Source organism: Paenibacillus paridis, from assembly GCF_006345825.1.
GTDB lineage: Bacteria > Bacillota > Bacilli > Paenibacillales > Paenibacillaceae > Pristimantibacillus > Pristimantibacillus paridis.
Map to the genome: position 1 here is coordinate 69,568 of NZ_VCIX01000090.1, position 18,510 is coordinate 88,077.

Consider the following 18,510-nt stretch of genomic DNA (forward strand, 5'->3'; position numbering starts at 1 on the left):
CCGGTGGGATTGAAAATGCGCATTTGTCCGCCCGAAAAGACGGATGTGTACGTTAATGGACGAAGATGTCCCTATTCAATGAGCGCTGCTTTTGGCTATGATCAAAGCTGTAGAAAGCGCAATCATTAGGGTGTGCATTATTTTGACTACAGTGGAGGCAGAAGAGTGAATACATTGGAGAGAGTGCGGAAGCATTCGATAACTTATGATCGTCCGGCTCCGGCTTTTTTTGAAGGGGCCTTGCTTGGCAATGGAGGGCTTGGGGCGGTCGTGACCACACGTCCCGATGCTGTCGTTATTCATTTTGGGCATAACAATGTGTGGGATATTCGTATAGCGGAAAACCATCAGGATCAAATCGGGACCTTCGAGCAGCTGTTTGCCAAGCTGAAGGAGGTGCCGGAGCACTATGCTTCGCTGAGCGACGAAGCCTGGTACCGTGAATACGTGGCCATGACGAGTGAAAATTATGATTTTCCTTATCCGCGGCCAATGCCCTGCGGCTCTCTGCTGCTAGGCTTTGACCGTCGCAAAGCTGAGGTGCTCGGCCACTCGCTTCAGATGGAGAATGGCCTGTGCGAGGTTTATTTTCAACTGGAGCAGGGGAGTGCCGTCGTTCAAATCTTTGTCGACCAGCAAGCGGACCGGTTATGGATAACAATGAAGGAAAATGATTTGCAGGCACCGGTGGAGTCGCTCTTTAATCGAATCAAGCTGATTCCGGATCCGAACACGCCGGAGGAGCTGCCCCTGCTTAAGTGCGAAGTCGATCCCCATGCAAAACGGCTATCCTTTCGGCAAACGCTTCCTTTCTCCTGCGAGGAGGAAGGAATGAAAGCTGGTCACGCCAAGGACCGTGCTTTTCGCTTGACTGCAAGCGTGCCGGCTTCGTCCGTCTTTACGGAGAACGGAAGCTTGCTGTCGGCAAAGCTGGAGCTGCCTTCAGACTTTGTGATATGCGTTGAATTAAATGAAGGAAGCGATGCAGAGGTACCGAAGGAAATGCCCCTCTGCGAATATCTGGATAAGCCTGCTTTCGCTTCGGCCTTTAATGGCTCCTGTCAAAATTGGAGCGACTATTGGTCACGGTCAGGCGTTGCGCTGTCGGATGAATTTTTAGAACAAATCTGGTATCGTAATTTATATTTCTTCCACTGCTCGGTGAAGGCGGAAGCGACCTGTCCCGGTATCTTTGCGAACTGGAGCTATGGCAAGATTGGCTCCGAATGGCACGGCGATTACCATATGAACTATAATACGCAGCAGCCTTTTTGGGTAGCGTTCTCAAGCAATCACGTTGACAAGCATTTGGCTTATGTGAATATGGTGGATCATGTTCTCCCGATCAGCCGGAAATGGGCGAAGGAATATTACGGGCTAAGAGGCGCTTACTACCCGCATTCCGCCTATCCGGTCGAGATGAATGTCATGCCCTATCCTGTGCCGCATTGGGGATGGGAAATTTGCGAAACGCCATGGACCGTTCAGAGCCTTTGGTGGCATTACTTGTATACGATGGACAAAACGTTCCTTGCGGATCGCGCTTTTACACCAATGAAGGAAGCAGTGTTGTTCATGGTGGATTACATGAAACGCCCGGAGGCCCATGGCGAGCAATGGGGGGATGACCGCTATCATATTTTCCCGACAGTCGTGCCGGAGCTCTACGAGCTGACGCCTGGCTTCAAGAAAAACAGCGATTGCCTTGTCGATCTGACGCTGACGAAATTTTTGTTTCATGCATTCGGGAAAGCTTGCGAAGACCTTGGTTGTACGGGATCGGAAGCGGAGCTGCTTGCCGAGGTGAACGAGGTGCTAGCCAGATTCCCGGACTATCCGACGGCTGAGTCGGGGCGAGGCAAAGTGTTTGTCTCCGTTCCAGGCGAAGATGCGGAGGTTATCTATAACGTGCCCAATGGCGTTACGACGGTGTTCCCGGGAGAAGAGCATGGGCTGCATTCATCCCCGGAGGAGTACGAGGTGGCTGTGAATTCCTATCTCAACCATCGAAATGAAGGAGGCAATGAGCTTGTTTTCTACCATTTGGCAGGAGCAAGGCTCGGAAAGCTGGATTTGGAGCGCTTCAAGCGACAGATTTCTTATTGCATGCTGCCAAACGGCACGTGTACAGATAAGCTGCTGGAAGCGGGCGGGCGCTACTCGGACACAACCGCATTTGATTATATGGCCCCAATGGGCATCTGGTTCGAAAACTTCGCGCTGCCGGCGGTTATTAACGAATGCCTGATGCAGAGCTATAACGGAGTTATCCGCCTCTTTCCGAATTGGTCATTGGAAGAGCGGTCGGAGTTCACGACGCTGCGGGCCGTCGGTAGTTTTCTGGTCAGCGCAGCAGCCTCAGCAGGAGAAGTTGAGTGGTTGGAAATCTCGAGCGAAGCGGGCGCGAAGCTGAGCTTGTACAACCCTTGGCCGGGCAAAGAGGTGAAATGCAGCGGAATTGGCGGAGAACGCTGCTTCTCCGGCGAGATGATCACGCTAGATACGGTGAAGGGCGAGGTGCTGCGTTTCGAGCTGTACGGATCACGCGCAGAGTGATCGATCCTTAGGATAGCAGATAGCTTAGGTCCGTTCTTATGAAACGATTGCGGATACAGCGGCCAATGTACGATGATTTGCGCTTCGTCGGCTTCGATTATGTTAACTGGCACTTTTTAGGTGCAGGTAGTTGTAGTACAGGATGGGCTTGTTAGAGCACTCAGCTCGGGCCGCTACACAAATGCGAAGCTGAATAGGCGGCTAATCGTTGCGATTACAGTTTCATCACAACTACAAACGCAAGCACAAGCACAAACACAAACACAAACACAAACACAAACACAAACACAAACACAAACACAAACACAAACACAAACGAAATGACAGTCTTAATGCGAAAACTAACCTGTACTCTGACAAATTAGTGTCTATTGAAAGTAGATAATACGTCGCATAAACAATTACCGTAAAAGAACCTTCTACCTCGCCGAATGGTGTTGATGAAGGTTCTTTGCTTTTTAGGACATATTTTCTGTTGAATATATGATAGGCGGTGCTTTGGATTGCACTGCCCTTTACGATTCAAGTAGCAGGTTTCGAGAGTCCTGAGTTGATCTTCTCGTGTGTGAATTGAAACGGAGATTAGATGGAATTTCTCCTGTTAAAATAGCCTTATTTGATTGGAATAGAAAATAGAGGGAATTTGTCCCGTTAATCGAGCTGTTATTATTGAATTCCGCCTGATTCCTTGGCATTAGCAGGAGAAATTCCATGTAAATCCCAAAATAAGCGGAATTTCTGAAGATTAGAGGGATAAATTCCAGTTAAATTAACTGGAGAGTAGCGATAAGCAAAAGGAAAACCGTGCGAACTAGGTGGACGAAAGCGAATTAGGCTTGCTGAGTGAAACCGTGCGAACTAGGTGGATGAAGGTGAATCAGGCTTATCAAGTGAATCTGAGCAGACTAGGTGGTCGAAGGCAAATTAGGCGTAACGAGCAAAATTGAGCAAACTGGCGGACGAAAGCGAATTAGGCGTACCGAGAGAAGCCGATCGTACTAGATGTGCGATGGAGAAAGGGCGAAGGAGAATTAAGCGTACGGTGCGTTCCAGTGGAAAGGTGGGGAACTTAAAGCAGCAGAGTGATTCTAGATTATTTTTGATAATGAAGCGACAAGATGGTTTCCGGTGTTCATACCCCAAAAAAATCAAAGGAATGCCCTAAGGAATCTAGGGTGAATAATTGAACTCAGCTCTATATAATGAATAGGCAATAGCTTATCTGCGCTGCAAACGTTGGACAGGCGTATTCACCTGAAATTCTGATTTCAGTTTCTTCAGCTGCTCGTCCAACCAAGTCATATAAAAAGCAGGGATATTATGCAAAAAAAATTAGCTATACCTTTCAAGCCGCTGACCGGAAAGCTGTTATGGCTTTCTATTTTTGTGCTTGCAGGTATGGCAGTTCTTATATTTCCGGCATTGCATTTGTCAGAAGCGAAGTTATTTCCTGGGCTGGTTTATTCTATTATGTTGGTCTCTCTGCTGTTTGCCCTATATGGTGCGGGCGGGCGTTCATCCGCCATGGACACTACGGATATTTGGAGAAGGCTGGCTGGTTGGCTAGGGCTCGCTTTTCTCGTACATCTAGTCTTGTATGCCGCCGTTCTTGGTTATATTGGGTTCGCATATCGCAACATTTCGTTGGAAGGCTTGAAGGTTACTTTCATCTATACGTTATTATGCTGGTGTATTCCTTTCTTCTACTCCGCCATTTTGGGTTATGTCATTTATAGCTGGCTTCCGTGTTATTATGGCTATTGCTTGATCATAGCCGTCTGGTTCTTGACTACGCCTTACAATTCAATTCAGGGTCTCATTCCGAAAAAGGTTGCCGGATGGTTGGTGAATGGGGACCCCAATATCCGTGAAGTTTTTTCGTCGCAGCTGCTGGAGGGCATAGAGGTAAACAACGGCTATTACGCGCAGCGGATGTTTATGTTTCTTATTCTAATTTCTCTATATATAATGGCGAGCTATAGGCGCAGCTTGCAAATAAACGGTGCTGCAGCAGTTTTGCTAATTATAGCGATGACAATACCGCTGGTCTCTCCGTTTGTTCCTTACATAGAAGGAAAAGATGAACCGCAGCTTGCCGTTTTTCGCCTGCCAGACGGTACGGATGAGGTCCAGAGCGATTATACGATCTCCAAGTATGTCCTTCATATTCGTCATGGCAGAAGCAATCATGACCTTCGCTATACGGTGGATATGAATATTGTTTCGACGTCTAACCGAATCCAAATGGCGCTATTAAACGATTTTCAAATCCGTTCAGCTAGACTGGATCAGACTCCGCTAATCGCCGAGCAGCGGGATCAACTGGTAATGCTTGATTTGCCTGAGAAGCAGGGGGTCCTGCATATGGAAATCGAAACCCGTTCTTATCATCCCGTAGGGCCAACGACTGCGCAATTGGTGGCAACATCGCCTTGGTATCCAATGAACCCGCTTGAGGCAGAGAATCCGTATGAAAAAGCGACCAAAGAGCAATATGATATCTATTGGAGTTCGCCTGCGCCTAATGAAATCCGCAGCAATTTGAAGCAGAAATCCAGTCTGCATTGGAGCGGAGAAGCGTATGGCCCAACTTTGTTAATGGGGCGGTTCAAGGAGAAAAGGAAAGTGGTCTATCCCCATTACAAAACGGTTGGGCAAGCGAGCGGCATCAAGCAAAGAATAGAGAGCTTTGTTTATGATCGGAATGCCAAATATCGAGCGTCGGTAAAGCTTCCGTCCAATCTTTATTATGTATCTGCCTTCCGAGGTGTGCAGGCGAACCCGGACGAAGCATATATTTCTGCTGAGGCTAATTCGTATGAGGATATTGATCGGATATTTTATCGAAAAATAGATCCTTCCAAACAAAAGCCATGATTGAAGGTCAACAATGACCTTAATCATGGCTTTCTTTTGGCTATGTTCCCGATTAAGTACGGACGATCCCTTTGGCCCGCGCATCTTTCAGCCACTGCGGGTACTCGTCGAACAATCGATCATACAGATCCTCGTCGCTAACTCTGTCCAAATCATCCAGCGCGAAGAAATCGGCATTGTCGAGGACACGGCCTCTTAAATCATCTAGCTTGCGCAATACTCCAAAATCGGCATTGCCAAGACCAACAAATTGCCAGAATATATTTTTGTCGGAGCTGTCGATGAGCAGCTTGGATATTTTTTTGGTCTCATAAATGCCGCCATCGCTAAAGAAGACAACGTAGGTCGGCATGCCGGAAGGCTCTTCCTTCGTATATTTCTTAATGATATCAGCGATAACCAGAGGCTCGTTGTTTCCTGCGCCAAGCCCTCCAAATAAGCGGGGATTCGCATAGGTGTTTTGGACGTAATTCTCAAATTCGTTTTCGTTGACGCTCTTCATGCGCTGGCACTTGGAAGCAAAAAACCACACGTCCATCATGCCGTCGTCATCCATGCTGGCAGCTACTGCGAGTACCCGCTCGAAGGCACGCTGTACGACGCCTTTTTGATAGAGTCCATACATAGAGCCGGAAGCGTCAAAAATGACCGCGACCCGCGCTTTTTCTTGCTCAATATTTTTTTTGCGCAGCGAAATAGTCACCTTTTGCTTTAATAAATCAATTTTATTTAAATTCAGCTTGGCAGGGGGAGCGCCTGCGGCAGTGCTTGCAGCCTGGGAGCGCGAGGTATCCATAGCGGAGGAAGCATGCCGGCGTGCCTGTTCAGCCTGAACGGTTGGGGCTGCAGGTGCAGGGCTGCTGCTTTCTTCTTCTGCGACATTGACGCCATGAGCTTCCGCAAGAGGTTTTAAACCGCCATGGAAGCCTCGGCCAACCGCCCGAAGCTTGAAGCCGCTTGAATGGCGGTACAGCTCGGCCAGCACAAGCGAGGTTTCCGCATTGCCTTCGGTTATTTCATAGATGATTTCGTTCATCGGGGTTGCAGCAGTGATCCGGCAACCCGCTACATCGGCGAACGTTCCCGGCCCATCAAGGGTAATCGCAAAAACGCATTTTTGAATGGGGGATGATTGCAAGGCCGAAAGATTAATGATAAATTCGCTGTTCAGTTTATCCTTTGGAACAAATTGTACGATGCGTCCGGGATCTGCAGGTTGATTATAGAAAACAAAATAATCATCCGAGGATACTTTGCCGTCAGATCCTACCATAAAGCAGCTCACGTCAAGCTCTGCCGGCGAATGCTTGCACGAAACGGTAACTTTCACCGTAGCCGCCTCGCCGAGTGGGGCATTCGCGCCCGTAATTAAATTAATCGTAGATGAACTCATACATTCACTCTCCTTGTCTCATCATGAGATTTGAAGGGATAACCTGTATATTATGGAAACCCTACAACGTAATGGTTGCATTATATCATAGGAATACGTAGAGAACTATTTTCATAGGGATTGGAAGCTTTAAGCTTGATAGGCAAATCTTTGAGCCGGATTATCCCATAGGGTAATCCGGCTTTTTGAAATATAGAAAAGTCTAGGAGGCTAGGAAGCGGCGACGGATGAAATTATACGCTATCTCCGTATTTGTGTTAAATAACATAACATAAATCACTTATTACTGTGATTTTAACAAAATGAGTCCATGCTTTTTTGTAAATAACACAAAGACAGAGTGGTTTTTTTGTAATATAATATGACACAAGAAGAGAAGATATTTAAAAGAGTTAGTAAATATAACATCAATGAATCGGTTTACGATCGATCATGCCGAAGAGCTTGGAGGGGGAATGAAGGATGCAAATTACAGCAACGCCTTACAGTTGGCCCTATGACGGAGCCATTGATCCTATGAAAACCGCTTTAGTTATTATTGATATGCAAATTGATTTTTGCGGCAAAGGCGGATATGTAGAACAGATGGGCTATGACCTGTCGTTAACGGCTAGGCCCATCCAACCGATTAAGGAGCTTTTGCATCGCGTGCGGCAAATTGACGGATTTCATGTCATTCACACGAGAGAGGGCCATAAGCCGGATCTGTCCGACCTGCCAGCAAATAAGCGATGGCGCAGCAAGCAGATTGGGGCAGAGATAGGCTCCGCGGGACCTGCCGGACGTATCTTGGTCAGGGGAGAGCCAGGCTGGCAAATCATTGAGGAGCTTGCCCCCATCGAAGGAGAAGCCATTATAGACAAACCGGGGAAGGGCAGTTTTTATGCAACGGATCTGGATTTGATCTTGAAAAACAAAGGCATTACCCACTTGATTTTGACGGGAATAACAACGGACGTGTGCGTGCATACAACGATGCGGGAAGCGAATGACAGAGGGTATGAATGCCTGATCCTTGAGGATTGCACGGGTGCAACCGACCCTGAAAACCATCATGCGGCGCTCAATATGGTCAAAATGCAAGGCGGCGTGTTCGGAAGCGTAAGTAGTTCGGCGGAAGTCATGAAAGCAATCGCCCATTATTAAGCAAGCGAAAAATAGATATAGAAATAGACAAACCAACAACATCGGAGGAAACCATATGTGGAAATTATCCAGAAAATCAATGATTATCGTCATGTCAGCCCTTTTACTTGTCTTATCGGCTTGCGGATCTAATAGCAAATCCAATTCGGAAACAGCAGGTGGAGAAACGGGCGAGCTGAAGAAAGTCGTCTTGCGATTGAAATGGGTTCATCAAGCCCAGTTTGCCGGATTTTATACAGCGGTAGAGAAAGGCTTTTACAAGGAAGCGGGCTTGGATGTTGAAATCAGACCGGGCGGCGCAGACTTCCCATCCGTACAAATGATTGCTTCGGGAACCGAGCATTTCGGGGTAACGGGCGCGGATCAAATCTTGATGGCAAGGGAAAAAGGAGTTCCGGTGACAGCACTTTCGGCCATTTACCGGAAAACGCCTTTCGTGTTGTTTAGTTTGAAGGATTCCGGCATTACGAAGATGGAAGACCTGGTTGGCGAGAAGATTGGCGTCAAGCTTGGCGGCAATGAAGAGCTAACTTACCGTGCAATGGTGAAAAATGCAGGCATAGACGGCTCGAAGGTGGAAGAGATGCCGGCTAAATATGACCTGAGTCCGCTGCTCAGCGGCCAAGTGAAAGCATGGCCTGGTTATGTTATCAACGAAGTGCTTGCTGTGCAGGAGCTAGGCAATGAAGTGAACATCATTCAACCAAGCGATTACGATATTAATTTTTATGCAGATACATTGTTTACGACGGAGGACATTATCAAACGTGATCCGGAAATGGTGAAAAGTTTCGTTCAAGCTTCCATGAAAGGCTGGAGCTATGCGATCGAGAATCCGGAGGAAGCGGCTGAATTTGGATTGAAATACGGCGATAAGCTGGCGCTTGACCACGAGGTCAGCATGATGAAGGCAAGCATTCCATTGCTTGAGCCGGAAAATCTGCCCCTTGGCAAAATGGATACCGAAGCTTGGGATGTACTGCAAAAAAACTTGATTGAATTGGATTTTCTGAAGAAGGAACAAAATCTTGACGATGTATTTTCGAACGAATTTATCGAATAGGGTGTGATTTTATGCTAACAACGGCCAGTGATCTGGGGAAAGAAGCTTCAAGGCTGCAGAATCAAGACACTACCATTTCTTCCAAGAGCGAAATCGCGGTTACATTAAAAAATTGTTCCCTATCCTTTGGCGATGTGCAGGTGCTGAATAATGTGTCACTTGATATTTACAAAAATGAGTTTGTCTCGATTCTTGGTCCGAGCGGCTGCGGCAAATCAACGCTTTTGCGCTTAATGCTTGATCTGCTCCAGCCGAATGCGGGAGGGGAGATTATCTATCCGTCGAAGGATCTCTCTCTTGGCATGGTGTTCCAAAAGCCGGTCTTGATGCCGTGGTTGACGGCGATTCAAAACATCGCCCTGCCGCTCACGATCGGAGAGAAGAAATTTACCAAGAAGGAAGCGAAGGAGAAAGCGGAGGGGGCGCTGCGGCTAGTTGGGCTGCAGGACTTTATGAATCATTTTCCGCACCAGCTCAGTGGGGGAATGCAGCAAAGAATCGCAATCGCCCGGGCGCTGGCTGCTGATCCAACGGTACTGCTCATGGATGAACCATTTGGCGCATTGGATGAATTTACACGAGAGAAGCTGAACTTCGAGCTGCTGCGCCTATGGGAGAGTCCTGAAACGAGCCTCAGCACGGTGGTGATGGTTACCCACTCCATTCAAGAATCTGTGCTCATGTCCAATCGCGTCATCATGATGTCGCCAAGACCGGCAGGCGTGGATGATATTATTCCGGTTCCGCTGCCGTCGCCAAGAGAGGTAGGCATGGAGGAGCTTCCGGCCTTCCATCAGACGGTCAAGGAATTAAGAAAGCGGGTCAAACATCTATGAAAACAAAAATAACAGACGCCTTGTACCCTGTCGGATTTGCCATTGGTTTTCTCATCATTTGGGAGCTTGCGGTACGCCTGCTGGACATACCGATCTATCTGCTCCCCTCACCTACGGATATTGTAGCTGTCATTGACAGCTCGCTGTGGTCGCATATGCTGGTTACGCTGCTGGAAGCCTTAACGGGCTTCGTATTCGCTAATATTCTCGGACTTATTACCGCTATTATATTTGTTCATTCGAAACCAATCGAGAAGGGCGTATTCCCGCTGGCGATTGCGCTGAAAACAACGCCGCTTGTCGCTCTCGCGCCGCTTCTGGTCGTTTGGATGGGGACGGGCTACTCCTCTAAAGTAGTAGCCTCGATGCTCATTTGTTTCTTCCCGATTCTCGTTAACAGCGTGAAAGGCCTGAAAGCGATTGAGCATGAAGCGTGGGAGCTCTTCTCCACTTATAAAGGCACAAAAGCAGAGATTTTCTGGAAGCTGCGGCTGCCAACGAGCTTGCCCTACGTGTTCTCCGCGTTAAAAATTTCGACTTCGCTAGCGATTGTCGGTGCGATCGTTGGTGAATTCGTAGGCGCGAATAAAGGACTCGGCTACGTCGTGTTGGTATCTTCTTACCATATGGATACGCCGGTGATGTTCTCCGCTATTATCGCTTCGGCCTTATGCGGTCTCGTTCTCTTCTGGGGAATTAGCCAGCTGGAGAGAAAAATTATTTTCTGGCAAAGGACGGATGACCTATGATGAATTGCTCTGTGATACGCGTTCCTAGCCGGTCGCCAAATGATGTGGCTGCGCTAGAAAAATATATTGAGCAAGGAAAGATTGCTCCGCAGGATGTGATCGCCGTACTTGGCAAAACCGAGGGCAACGGCTGCGTGAACGATTTTACGCGAGGCTATGCGGTGATGGCTCTGAAAAACTTTTTTGCGAATTATCAAAAAGAGACAGCTTCCCCAATTTCCTACGTCATGTCGGGTGGTACCGAGGGCATCTTAAGTCCTCACTTCACGGTGATAAGCCGCAAGGGAGCATTTAGCAAGGATACGGCGAAGAAGGAGCGCAAATCGCTTGCGATTGGCGTTGCGAGAACAGCCGATTTCCTGCCGGAGGAGCTTGGCCGACTTGCTCAAGTGGATGAGGTGGCGTCTGCGGTAAAACATGCGATTGAAGAAGCCGGCATCGCGTCTGCGGCAGACGTCCATTTTGTCCAGATCAAGTGTCCGCTGCTAACGGCGGAGCAGGTTCAAGATGCTTATGGCAGATCCCAAAGCACTGTGACGGAAGATACGTACAAGTCGATGGGCTACTCGCGGGGCGCATCGGCGCTCGGCGCAGCGGTCGCCCTCGGAGAGGTTGATCGGGAGACGCTGCAGGAAACGGATATTTGCGGGACCTGGGAGCTGTTCAGCAACGTCGCTTCAACCTCCGCAGGCAGCGAGCTTTCGTACTGCGAAGTAATTGTCTTCGGCAACTCCGCCTATGCGGAAGGTCCTTATTTCATAGCGCATGACGTCATGAAGGATGCGATTGACGCGGCTTCTCTGAGGCGATTGCTGGATGCGCACCTAGATTGCGAAATGGTACAGGTGCTGGCTAAGGCGGAGGCCGATCCAACGGGCTATGTCAGAGGCAGCCGCCACACGATGCTGGATGATTCGGATATCAATCATACGAGGCATGCCCGCGCGGTCGTCGGCGGCGTACTCGCTTCCGTATGCGGCGATCCGATGATTTACGTATCGGGCGGGGCAGAGCATCAAGGACCTTCGGGCGGCGGGCCGGTAGCCGTCATCTTTAAACGCAGCGAATAAGCAGAATAAATCATACAACTATACAATAGCGATTAATGGAGGAATGCCATCATGATTACAGCGAAAAAAACAGAGGTATTAATCGGAGAAAATATGCCATGGGGGCTAATGCCGGACCATATTCATTTGTATCACCGCGAGATTGTATCCGCGGCGCAGGCGGATCAAATGGGTTTTCAGACCAGCTCCGTTCTATGGGAGAAAATCGGCGTTGGCGGGCAGGTATTGCCGCATTACCATGACGTTGCCGAAATTATCTACATTACGGTTGGCAAGGTAAAGCTGCTCTGCAATGGCGAATGGCAAAGTTACAAAGCAGGCGATACGTTCCACGTGCCGGCAGGCGTTGTGCATTCGGTTGCGAATGACGACGATCAGCCGACGGAGCAGATTAGCATCTTCTTGCCGGTAGGGGAGGATACGCCGGTCAACTCGTTTTTTAACACGACGCTTGTGGAAGATGTGTATTCCACCAAATTGAAATAGACAGGCGGGATATGCGATGGCAGATAACAATAAGGCAGGATTCACGTGCAGCGATGTTTTGCTGATCCCCGACTTTAAGGAAGCTGTCGTCTTGGCTGGCGCAAATGGCATGCAGCGAATCATTAACCGCGTCAACGTGATGGAAGTGCCGGATGTTATCGACTGGGTAAGGCCGGGGGAGTTTCTCATTACGAGCGGCTTCCCGTTCCGGGACCAGCCGGACGCCATATCGGATATTATTCCTCAATTAGTAGAGAAGGGGGTTTCGGCCCTCGGCATAAAGACCAAACGCTTCATTGATAAAATTCCTGCCCGTGCGCTGGAGCTGGCCGATCAGCTCGATTTTCCGATCTTCGAGCTGCCGTCCGCGACCGTATTCTCGGATGTCGTCCGGGATATTATGGAGCGTGTGCTGGTGCAGGAGGCAAGGGAGCTGTCGCTGCTGCAAAGCCGCTTCCAGAAGCTATCCCAGCAGCTATTGTACGGTAAAGGAATAGAGGAATTTTTGCAGACGCTGGATGGCATATTGAATAACCCGATCGTTTTGCTTGATGATTCCGATCATCTGTTTCTCTCGCCCCAGGCTGAGCTGTTGGAGCAGGCAGATAATGCAATGCTGTGGGCGCATTTGCGGGAAGAGACCAATTTGGGTGTGAGCTTCATTACGCTCGGTGAGCGCCGTATCCGCGTGTATGTGTCAGCGGTTAATGACAAGCAGTATGATAAATGCCTGCTCATTCTTCTGGAATGGAACCAAGAGCATTCCGTTGTCGATCGGCTGACGATCGACCGCGTTGGCGTATTGGTGGGGCTTGAAATGATCAATGCCAATGCGAGGCGTGAAGTGGAGCTCAAATACGTCGATCAGTTCGTGCAGGATTGGGTGACGGGCCGAATCGTCACGATAGAGGATCTGAAGCTAAGAGCGGAGGCATGCGGGTGCCCGCTCGGGGACGAGCGGCCGCGCTATGTCGCGCTGGTACGTTTTCTGAACGGGAAACCAAGCATTAAGCAAATGCAGCAAGCCATCAAACGGCTGAGAACAAAATCATTAAGCGAGGATCTGCAGGCAACGATACTGGAAGGCGAGCTGATCGTTCTTTTCCCAGAAGCGATGCAGGGTCAACGGAATGCGGCAATCGAAAGGATCGCTGCAGATTTGAAGGCGGTTTTTGCAGCAGAGAGCTATTCTCTTTGTATCGGCAACCGGGTCGATAAAGCGGACAGGGTGTACGAGAGCTATAGCGATGCCAAAAAAATTCATTATATTAGCACGATTTGCGATTACCGCGAGCCATATGTCGATTACAAGAAGCTGGGTGTATTCCAGCTGCTTTACCATCTTCCGGACACGGAGGAGGTTAAGGACTACCGCAATCATTACATTATTCCTTTGATCGCGTACGATGCGAAGCATAACTCGCAATTATTCGAGACGCTGAAGATTTATTTTAAGCATAACCGAAATGTGAAAAAGACGTCAGCGGAGCTGTTCACTCATTATAATACGGTCGCTTACCGGGTGGAGCGGGTGTGCGAGCTACTCGGCATCAGCCTCGATAATGGCGATGATATATTGCAGCTGCATCTAGCGGTTAAGCTGAATGAGATGCGACCGGCATAACGGGCTGGAAGGCAAAGGAGGAGAAGCGCATGAGTAGGCTGAATATTCCGCGCGAGCTTACGGTTGCGTGGCTGCGCGAGAATTATGGGAGCAACAGGCTTACGCCTGAACAGGTCATCGAAGAAATCATTCATCGCGCTCGCGAAGACGAGGCGCTGAATATTTGGATTACGCCACCGGCGATGGAGTGGATTAAGCCTTACTTGGATCGGCTACAAACGATGGATGCATCTTTGCCGCTATGGGGCGTGCCATTTGCCATTAAAGACAATATTGATTTGGCGGGTACGCCTACAACGGCAGGTTGTACCGAATATGCCTATCTGCCTGCTGAGAATGCAGCTGTTGTCGAGCGCTTGCTTGCTGCCGGCGCCATTCCAGTTGGCAAAACCAACCTGGACCAGTTTGCTACTGGGCTTGTTGGAACAAGAAGCCCTTATGGCGAGACGCATAACGCGCTGCAAGGCGATTGGATTAGCGGAGGCTCCAGCTCAGGATCTGCCGTCGCGGTGGCGCGGGGCCATGCGGCTTTTGCGCTGGGCACCGATACCGCTGGCTCCGGGCGGGTCCCGGCCGCGCTTAATCGGCTTGTCGGCTATAAGCCGAGCTTAGGAGCTTGGCCAACCAAGGGCGTCGTACCCGCTTGCGCGAGCCTCGATTGCGTGACTGTTTTTGCCCACAATGCAGAGGATGCGTGGACAGTCGATGATCAAGCACGTGGGCATGAGCAATCCGATCCGTGGTCACGCAGCATTCCCCGCTTGCAAGCGAAGCTTCCGAATAAGCTCTATTTGCCGTTGAAGCCGCTGGGCTTCTACGGGCCGCTCGCTGCCGAATACAGCAAAGCATGGGATAACGCAGTGGAGAGAATCAAAGCGCTGCCGATCCCAATTGAATACATCGATTATGAATTGTTTGCGCAAGCGGCTGCTCTCCTATACGATGGTCCGTGGGTTGCCGAACGTTGGGCGAGCGTAGGGGCGTTTGTGGAGGAGCATCCGGGCGTTACTTTCCCTGTAACCGAGCAGATCCTGCGCTCGGGCGCATCCGGCAAGCATGATGCGGCTTCCGTATTTAAAGCGATGCATCAGCTGCAGGAGCTGCGCATGAACAGCGATGAGCTTATGCAAGGAGCAGTTCTTGTTATGCCGACCTGCGGAGGAACGTGGACAAGGGCGCAGGTGGCGAGCGATCCGATTGCCACGAATTCGGATATGGGACGTTATACGAATCATTGCAATTTGCTCGATCTGTGCGCAGTGGCAATCCCTGCGGGGGATGCCGCGCCGGAAATGCCGTTTGGCATTACTTTATTCGCGCTTTCGGAAAACGAGCATTTGGTGCAGGGGGCCGCTGCCTTGTTTCTAGGAGCGGAGCTGCCGCAGAAGGAAGCAGCAACAAGCGATAAAATGATGGTCGCCGTTTGCGGTTTGCATATGAGAGGGTATCCGCTCGAGAAGCAGATGCTGGCGTTTGGCAGCCGTTTCGTACGTGAGATGCATACTGCGGCGAAGTATCAATTGGTGAAGCTGCCAACCGTGCCGGCTAAGCCTGGCTTGCTGAAGAAACAGGACGGCGGCCGCTCGATCGAGCTGGAAGTATGGGAAATGCCTATCGCTTCTTTCGGCGCCTTCGCAGCGCTTATTCCGGCACCGCTCGGAATCGGCAAAGTGGAGCTGGCGGATGGGTCAGAGGTTTCCGGCTTTATATGCGAGGGCTACGCGGAAGCGGATGCTGAGGATATTACCGCTTATGGCGGCTGGAGGCATATACGGTAGATAGGAAGAAGGCTAGCCCGTTTGCTGCGGGCTAGCCTTCTTTGTTCCTATTGTAAGCGAAGAAGATATTCCGAATTGCTTTGTCTTTTGATAAAAGCACATAACTATTTTTGAATCCGCTAACGATTAATCAATCAGGATCAAATATCTTCCAGTTCACTAATGTCATGCTCAATCGTATGGTTCCAGCCGCTGCCCATTCTCCAGGTTACTTCCACATTTCTGCTTGAAACTCTACGCACGATGCCTGCTTTGAGGGGCCTTGGATTTCCTCGAAGCCTTACTTTGTCGCCTTCTTTCATCGTAAACCTCCACCGTTACTCAATTTTGGCCAAATCCGAGCAGTTTAGGCTGCCGGAGCAGACCGGAATCGGTAAATTCAAGAGCGGATACCCGGCAGGGGAACGGCACGCTTAGCCATGCGACATCAGCCTTCTTCATTCCGGGCGTTAGCACAGAAAACGGACATTCTCCGGGATGCTCCTGTATGAACTGCTGGAGCACGGTTTTGGAGGCGTTGTCCAGACCGGCAACATGACCGATATACCGGTTGTCGTAGCGGAGCACGAGACTGGAAACTTGCCCGGACTTCATTTTTACGCCAACGACATCAGCAACAAGGCGGACCTCTTTTCTTTTTTTGAACCAGTCCTGGTGTTTCTTCCCCTCCGTATAGGGGCTGTCCAGCCGCTTGGATATAATGCCTTCCCATTCCCTCTCGTTCACCCAATCCCACAAGGCGGGCCCGTCATAAAACAGATCGGTAACAAATAAACGCGGCTGCTTCTCCGGGAATTTTGCGGCTAGCCGAGCATAACGTTCCTTGAAGGGGAGTGAACGAATATCTTCTCCATCGTCATAGAGTAGATCGAACATAATGTAAATGAGAGATTCATCGAATTTTCTCTTTTGCACGCCGAGCCGGGCACGTTCGAACTTCGGCCTTGTCCCGTCAAAGTATGCAATTTCCCCATCGATGAGCGAGCTTCCTATTTGTACAGGTTTAAGGAGTTCCACGATTTCAGGAAACGTATCGTTCCGGGGCTCCATCCGCTTGGAAAAAATATGTACACCGCCGCTGCCATCAAAACGCACAGGAGTGCGAACGCCGTCCCACTTGATTTGGTAGCCCCATTCCGGCCCAATGGGGATGTCCGGGGAAGTGATAGGGGCCATCGGCACTTTAGGGAGCCCTGTCGCTATCATGAGACGTTATCCTTCGTTTTGCCCGTGCTCCGTTTGCGCTTTGGAGCAGCAGGCGGCTTTGTCGTTGCATCGAGGCTCGCTTGCAAAGCAGCCATGAGATCAATGACATTGGAGCGACCTTCCGCATGGGGAGCCGATACCATATCGATGCTTTCCCCGGCAATTTTTTGTTCGATGAGGTCGAGCAAAGCAACGCGGTAGTCGTCGGTATATTTTTCCGGAACAAAGCTTTCGCTAAGCTGCTCGATTAACGTTTTCGCCATCACAAGCTCTTTCTCATTGACTAAAGTTGACGCGGGCAGGTTAGGAATCTGGCTTAACGAGCGGATTTCATCCGGATAATGCATGGTTTCCAGGCATAAGCAGTTGTCCACTACTCTAATCGCGGCGAGACTGCTTTTGCTGCGGATCGATATTTTGGCGATGCCTATTTTACCCGTTTGCCTAATGGCCTCAAGAAGCAGACTGTAGGCGCCAGCGCCTCCCATATCAGGGGAGAGGTAATAAGGCTTCTGAAAATATAATGGATCGATCTCCTGAAGATCAACAAAATCGAGGATTTTGATCGTTTTGGCAGATTCATCCTTGATCATGTCGAGTTCTTCCTCCTTCACGATTACGAATTTATCCTTCTCGTATTCAAAGCCCTTCACGATCTCGTCCTGGCCAATTTCTTTATTGCAGTGCCTGCATGTTTTTGCGTAAGAGATCGGCATCCCGCAATCCTTATGCAAGCTCCGAAAATGAACATCCCTGTCCTCGGTGGCCGTGTACATTTTGACCGGGACATGAACCAATCCGAAGCTCACTGCGCCTTTCCAGACTGTATGCAAAATATCCCCTCCTTATATGGAAATATGTTGCTCAAACTGAGGATGGATTATCCAGTAATAGTTAAGGGGAAAAGATCGTTGAATTGAAAATATATATGGTAAAATTAGAGAATCAAGTTGCTGGCTAAATCTACTGCTAGTTTCTGGTCAGGAGGGAATAAACGATGAGGGAATTAAAATTCACAATAATGATGTACATAATATCCTTCTGCGTAATTGCGTTAGCTGGCCTATTAGCATATCTCCATGTGACAAACAACGGTAAGATTTTATTGGAAGAAGTGATGGCAATGGAATCAACTGAAAATCTATCCGGCGACTGGTGGTTTAGCGTTTCAAACAAAGACAGCAACAATTTGACCGATCACGGGATTGTGATTAACAATTTCGATTATGAGAATAACAACCTAATGATTTCGAATGGACGAAAAATAGAAAAAATGACGTTCGTTCGGTCTAAGGAGTTTCCTTATAACAGGACTCATTTTGTTAAAACGGTTCTAGGCAATGAGCTACATCATACTTGGTTTGTATACAAAATAAAAAAGATGGATGTGTATGTGGACGAGCGCTATCGTAATGGAAATATTGAAATCCGAACCTGATTATTACATGTATATGGATATAATTTTAGGGGAACGAATGGATAGGTGATTATTATGGCAGTTATTCTAGAGGACATTTGGCAATTGATTTTATGTATGATTCTCGTCAATTTAGTTGTTGTTTTAAGGCTGGCCATGTTTTCAGGTTTTAAAAAAACAACATTAATTTATTCTCTGTTCGTGGTGAATGTTGTTTTAATCCTCGCTTATATTTTTTATAAAACAGGTTTAGTGATTTCAAAGGATACGATAGTCATACTGGTCATTATCCTTGCAATCATAAGCTTC

15 protein-coding genes are annotated in these 18,510 nt (G+C 49.0%); 11 read left to right on the forward strand and 4 right to left on the reverse strand.

Going from position 1 to position 18,510, the window contains the following annotated elements; all coding sequences use genetic code 11:
• The first annotated feature begins 165 nt into the window (after positions 1 to 165).
• Both FJQ58_RS19690 and FJQ58_RS19695 read left to right on the forward strand, forming a co-directional pair.
• Complete coding sequence (locus tag FJQ58_RS19690; RefSeq protein WP_162341615.1) at positions 166 to 2,556, forward strand: glycosyl hydrolase family 95 catalytic domain-containing protein; 2,391 nt, start codon at positions 166 to 168, stop codon at positions 2,554 to 2,556.
• A gap of 1,320 nt (positions 2,557 to 3,876) precedes the next feature.
• On the forward strand, positions 3,877 to 5,433 hold the full coding sequence (locus tag FJQ58_RS19695) for a tripartite tricarboxylate transporter TctB family protein (protein WP_139996481.1): 1,557 nt from the start codon (positions 3,877 to 3,879) through the stop codon (positions 5,431 to 5,433).
• 52 nt (positions 5,434 to 5,485) lie between these two features.
• Here the strand turns inward: FJQ58_RS19695 and FJQ58_RS19700 are convergent, their stop codons facing one another.
• On the reverse strand, positions 5,486 to 6,826 hold the full coding sequence (locus FJQ58_RS19700; RefSeq protein WP_139996482.1) for a vWA domain-containing protein: 1,341 nt from the start codon (positions 6,824 to 6,826) through the stop codon (positions 5,486 to 5,488).
• Between the two features lie 462 nt (positions 6,827 to 7,288).
• On the opposite strand from FJQ58_RS19700, the gene biuH reads away from it, so the two are divergent.
• Genes biuH through atzF form a run of 8 tightly spaced genes read left to right on the forward strand, consistent with a single transcriptional unit; the run spans position 7,289 to position 15,578 of the window.
• Positions 7,289 to 7,972, forward strand: a complete 684-nt coding sequence (gene biuH / locus FJQ58_RS19705; protein WP_139996483.1) for a biuret amidohydrolase — start codon at positions 7,289 to 7,291, stop codon at positions 7,970 to 7,972.
• A 55-nt stretch (positions 7,973 to 8,027) separates the two neighbouring features.
• Positions 8,028 to 9,035 (forward strand): ABC transporter substrate-binding protein, encoded by a 1,008-nt coding sequence (locus tag FJQ58_RS19710; RefSeq protein WP_139996484.1) that lies wholly within the window; start codon positions 8,028 to 8,030, stop codon positions 9,033 to 9,035.
• An 11-nt stretch (positions 9,036 to 9,046) separates the two neighbouring features.
• Positions 9,047 to 9,871 (forward strand): ABC transporter ATP-binding protein, encoded by an 825-nt coding sequence (locus tag FJQ58_RS19715; RefSeq protein WP_139996485.1) that lies wholly within the window; start codon positions 9,047 to 9,049, stop codon positions 9,869 to 9,871.
• Positions 9,868 to 10,620 (forward strand): ABC transporter permease, encoded by a 753-nt coding sequence (locus FJQ58_RS19720; protein WP_139996486.1) that lies wholly within the window; start codon positions 9,868 to 9,870, stop codon positions 10,618 to 10,620. Before FJQ58_RS19715 ends, FJQ58_RS19720 begins: the two co-directional genes overlap by 4 nt.
• On the forward strand, positions 10,617 to 11,690 hold the full coding sequence (gene atzD, locus FJQ58_RS19725; protein ID WP_139996487.1) for a cyanuric acid amidohydrolase: 1,074 nt from the start codon (positions 10,617 to 10,619) through the stop codon (positions 11,688 to 11,690). Before FJQ58_RS19720 ends, atzD begins: the two co-directional genes overlap by 4 nt.
• Before the next feature lie 51 nt (positions 11,691 to 11,741).
• On the forward strand, positions 11,742 to 12,176 hold the full coding sequence (locus FJQ58_RS19730) for a cupin domain-containing protein (RefSeq protein WP_139996488.1): 435 nt from the start codon (positions 11,742 to 11,744) through the stop codon (positions 12,174 to 12,176).
• A gap of 16 nt (positions 12,177 to 12,192) precedes the next feature.
• Positions 12,193 to 13,800: a PucR family transcriptional regulator gene (locus FJQ58_RS19735; RefSeq protein WP_238404194.1), complete on the forward strand. Its 1,608-nt coding sequence runs from the start codon at positions 12,193 to 12,195 to the stop codon at positions 13,798 to 13,800.
• Positions 13,801 to 13,829: 29 nt separating this feature from the next.
• A complete protein-coding gene (atzF, locus tag FJQ58_RS19740) occupies positions 13,830 to 15,578 on the forward strand; it encodes an allophanate hydrolase (RefSeq protein WP_139996489.1) in 1,749 nt (582 codons plus the stop codon).
• A 140-nt stretch (positions 15,579 to 15,718) separates the two neighbouring features.
• Here atzF and FJQ58_RS32390 read toward each other — a convergent pair whose 3' ends face one another.
• The 3 genes from FJQ58_RS32390 to ku are packed head-to-tail and all read right to left on the reverse strand — an operon-like array spanning position 15,719 to position 17,617.
• The gene (locus FJQ58_RS32390; protein ID WP_162341617.1) at positions 15,719 to 15,880 is read right to left on the reverse strand and encodes a hypothetical protein; all 162 of its coding nucleotides are present in this window, start codon (positions 15,878 to 15,880) and stop codon (positions 15,719 to 15,721) included.
• A gap of 19 nt (positions 15,881 to 15,899) precedes the next feature.
• The gene (locus FJQ58_RS19745) at positions 15,900 to 16,784 is read right to left on the reverse strand and encodes an ATP-dependent DNA ligase (protein ID WP_139996490.1); all 885 of its coding nucleotides are present in this window, start codon (positions 16,782 to 16,784) and stop codon (positions 15,900 to 15,902) included.
• On the reverse strand, positions 16,781 to 17,617 hold the full coding sequence (ku, locus tag FJQ58_RS19750) for a non-homologous end joining protein Ku (protein ID WP_139996491.1): 837 nt from the start codon (positions 17,615 to 17,617) through the stop codon (positions 16,781 to 16,783). Before ku ends, FJQ58_RS19745 begins: the two co-directional genes overlap by 4 nt.
• Positions 17,618 to 17,781: 164 nt before the next feature.
• Between ku and FJQ58_RS19755 the strand changes: the two genes are divergently transcribed.
• Complete coding sequence (locus tag FJQ58_RS19755) at positions 17,782 to 18,222, forward strand: hypothetical protein (RefSeq protein ID WP_139996492.1); 441 nt, start codon at positions 17,782 to 17,784, stop codon at positions 18,220 to 18,222.
• Positions 18,223 to 18,510 lie beyond the last annotated feature (288 nt).

Bases quoted from the DNA above. Each gene is read 5' to 3' on its own strand.
- FJQ58_RS19695 (WP_139996481.1), top strand. From the start codon at position 3,877: ATGCAAAAAAAATTAGCTATACCTTTCAAGCCGCTGACCGGAAAGCTG.
- FJQ58_RS19700 (WP_139996482.1), bottom strand. From the start codon at position 6,826: ATGAGTTCATCTACGATTAATTTAATTACGGGCGCGAATGCCCCACTC.
- biuH (WP_139996483.1), top strand. From the start codon at position 7,289: ATGCAAATTACAGCAACGCCTTACAGTTGGCCCTATGACGGAGCCATT.
- FJQ58_RS19710 (WP_139996484.1), top strand. From the start codon at position 8,028: ATGTGGAAATTATCCAGAAAATCAATGATTATCGTCATGTCAGCCCTT.
- FJQ58_RS19715 (WP_139996485.1), top strand. From the start codon at position 9,047: ATGCTAACAACGGCCAGTGATCTGGGGAAAGAAGCTTCAAGGCTGCAG.
- FJQ58_RS19720 (WP_139996486.1), top strand. From the start codon at position 9,868: ATGAAAACAAAAATAACAGACGCCTTGTACCCTGTCGGATTTGCCATT.
- atzD (WP_139996487.1), top strand. From the start codon at position 10,617: ATGATGAATTGCTCTGTGATACGCGTTCCTAGCCGGTCGCCAAATGAT.
- FJQ58_RS19730 (WP_139996488.1), top strand. From the start codon at position 11,742: ATGATTACAGCGAAAAAAACAGAGGTATTAATCGGAGAAAATATGCCA.
- FJQ58_RS19735 (WP_238404194.1), top strand. From the start codon at position 12,193: ATGGCAGATAACAATAAGGCAGGATTCACGTGCAGCGATGTTTTGCTG.
- atzF (WP_139996489.1), top strand. From the start codon at position 13,830: ATGAGTAGGCTGAATATTCCGCGCGAGCTTACGGTTGCGTGGCTGCGC.
- FJQ58_RS32390 (WP_162341617.1), bottom strand. From the start codon at position 15,880: ATGAAAGAAGGCGACAAAGTAAGGCTTCGAGGAAATCCAAGGCCCCTC.
- FJQ58_RS19745 (WP_139996490.1), bottom strand. From the start codon at position 16,784: ATGATAGCGACAGGGCTCCCTAAAGTGCCGATGGCCCCTATCACTTCC.
- FJQ58_RS19755 (WP_139996492.1), top strand. From the start codon at position 17,782: ATGAGGGAATTAAAATTCACAATAATGATGTACATAATATCCTTCTGC.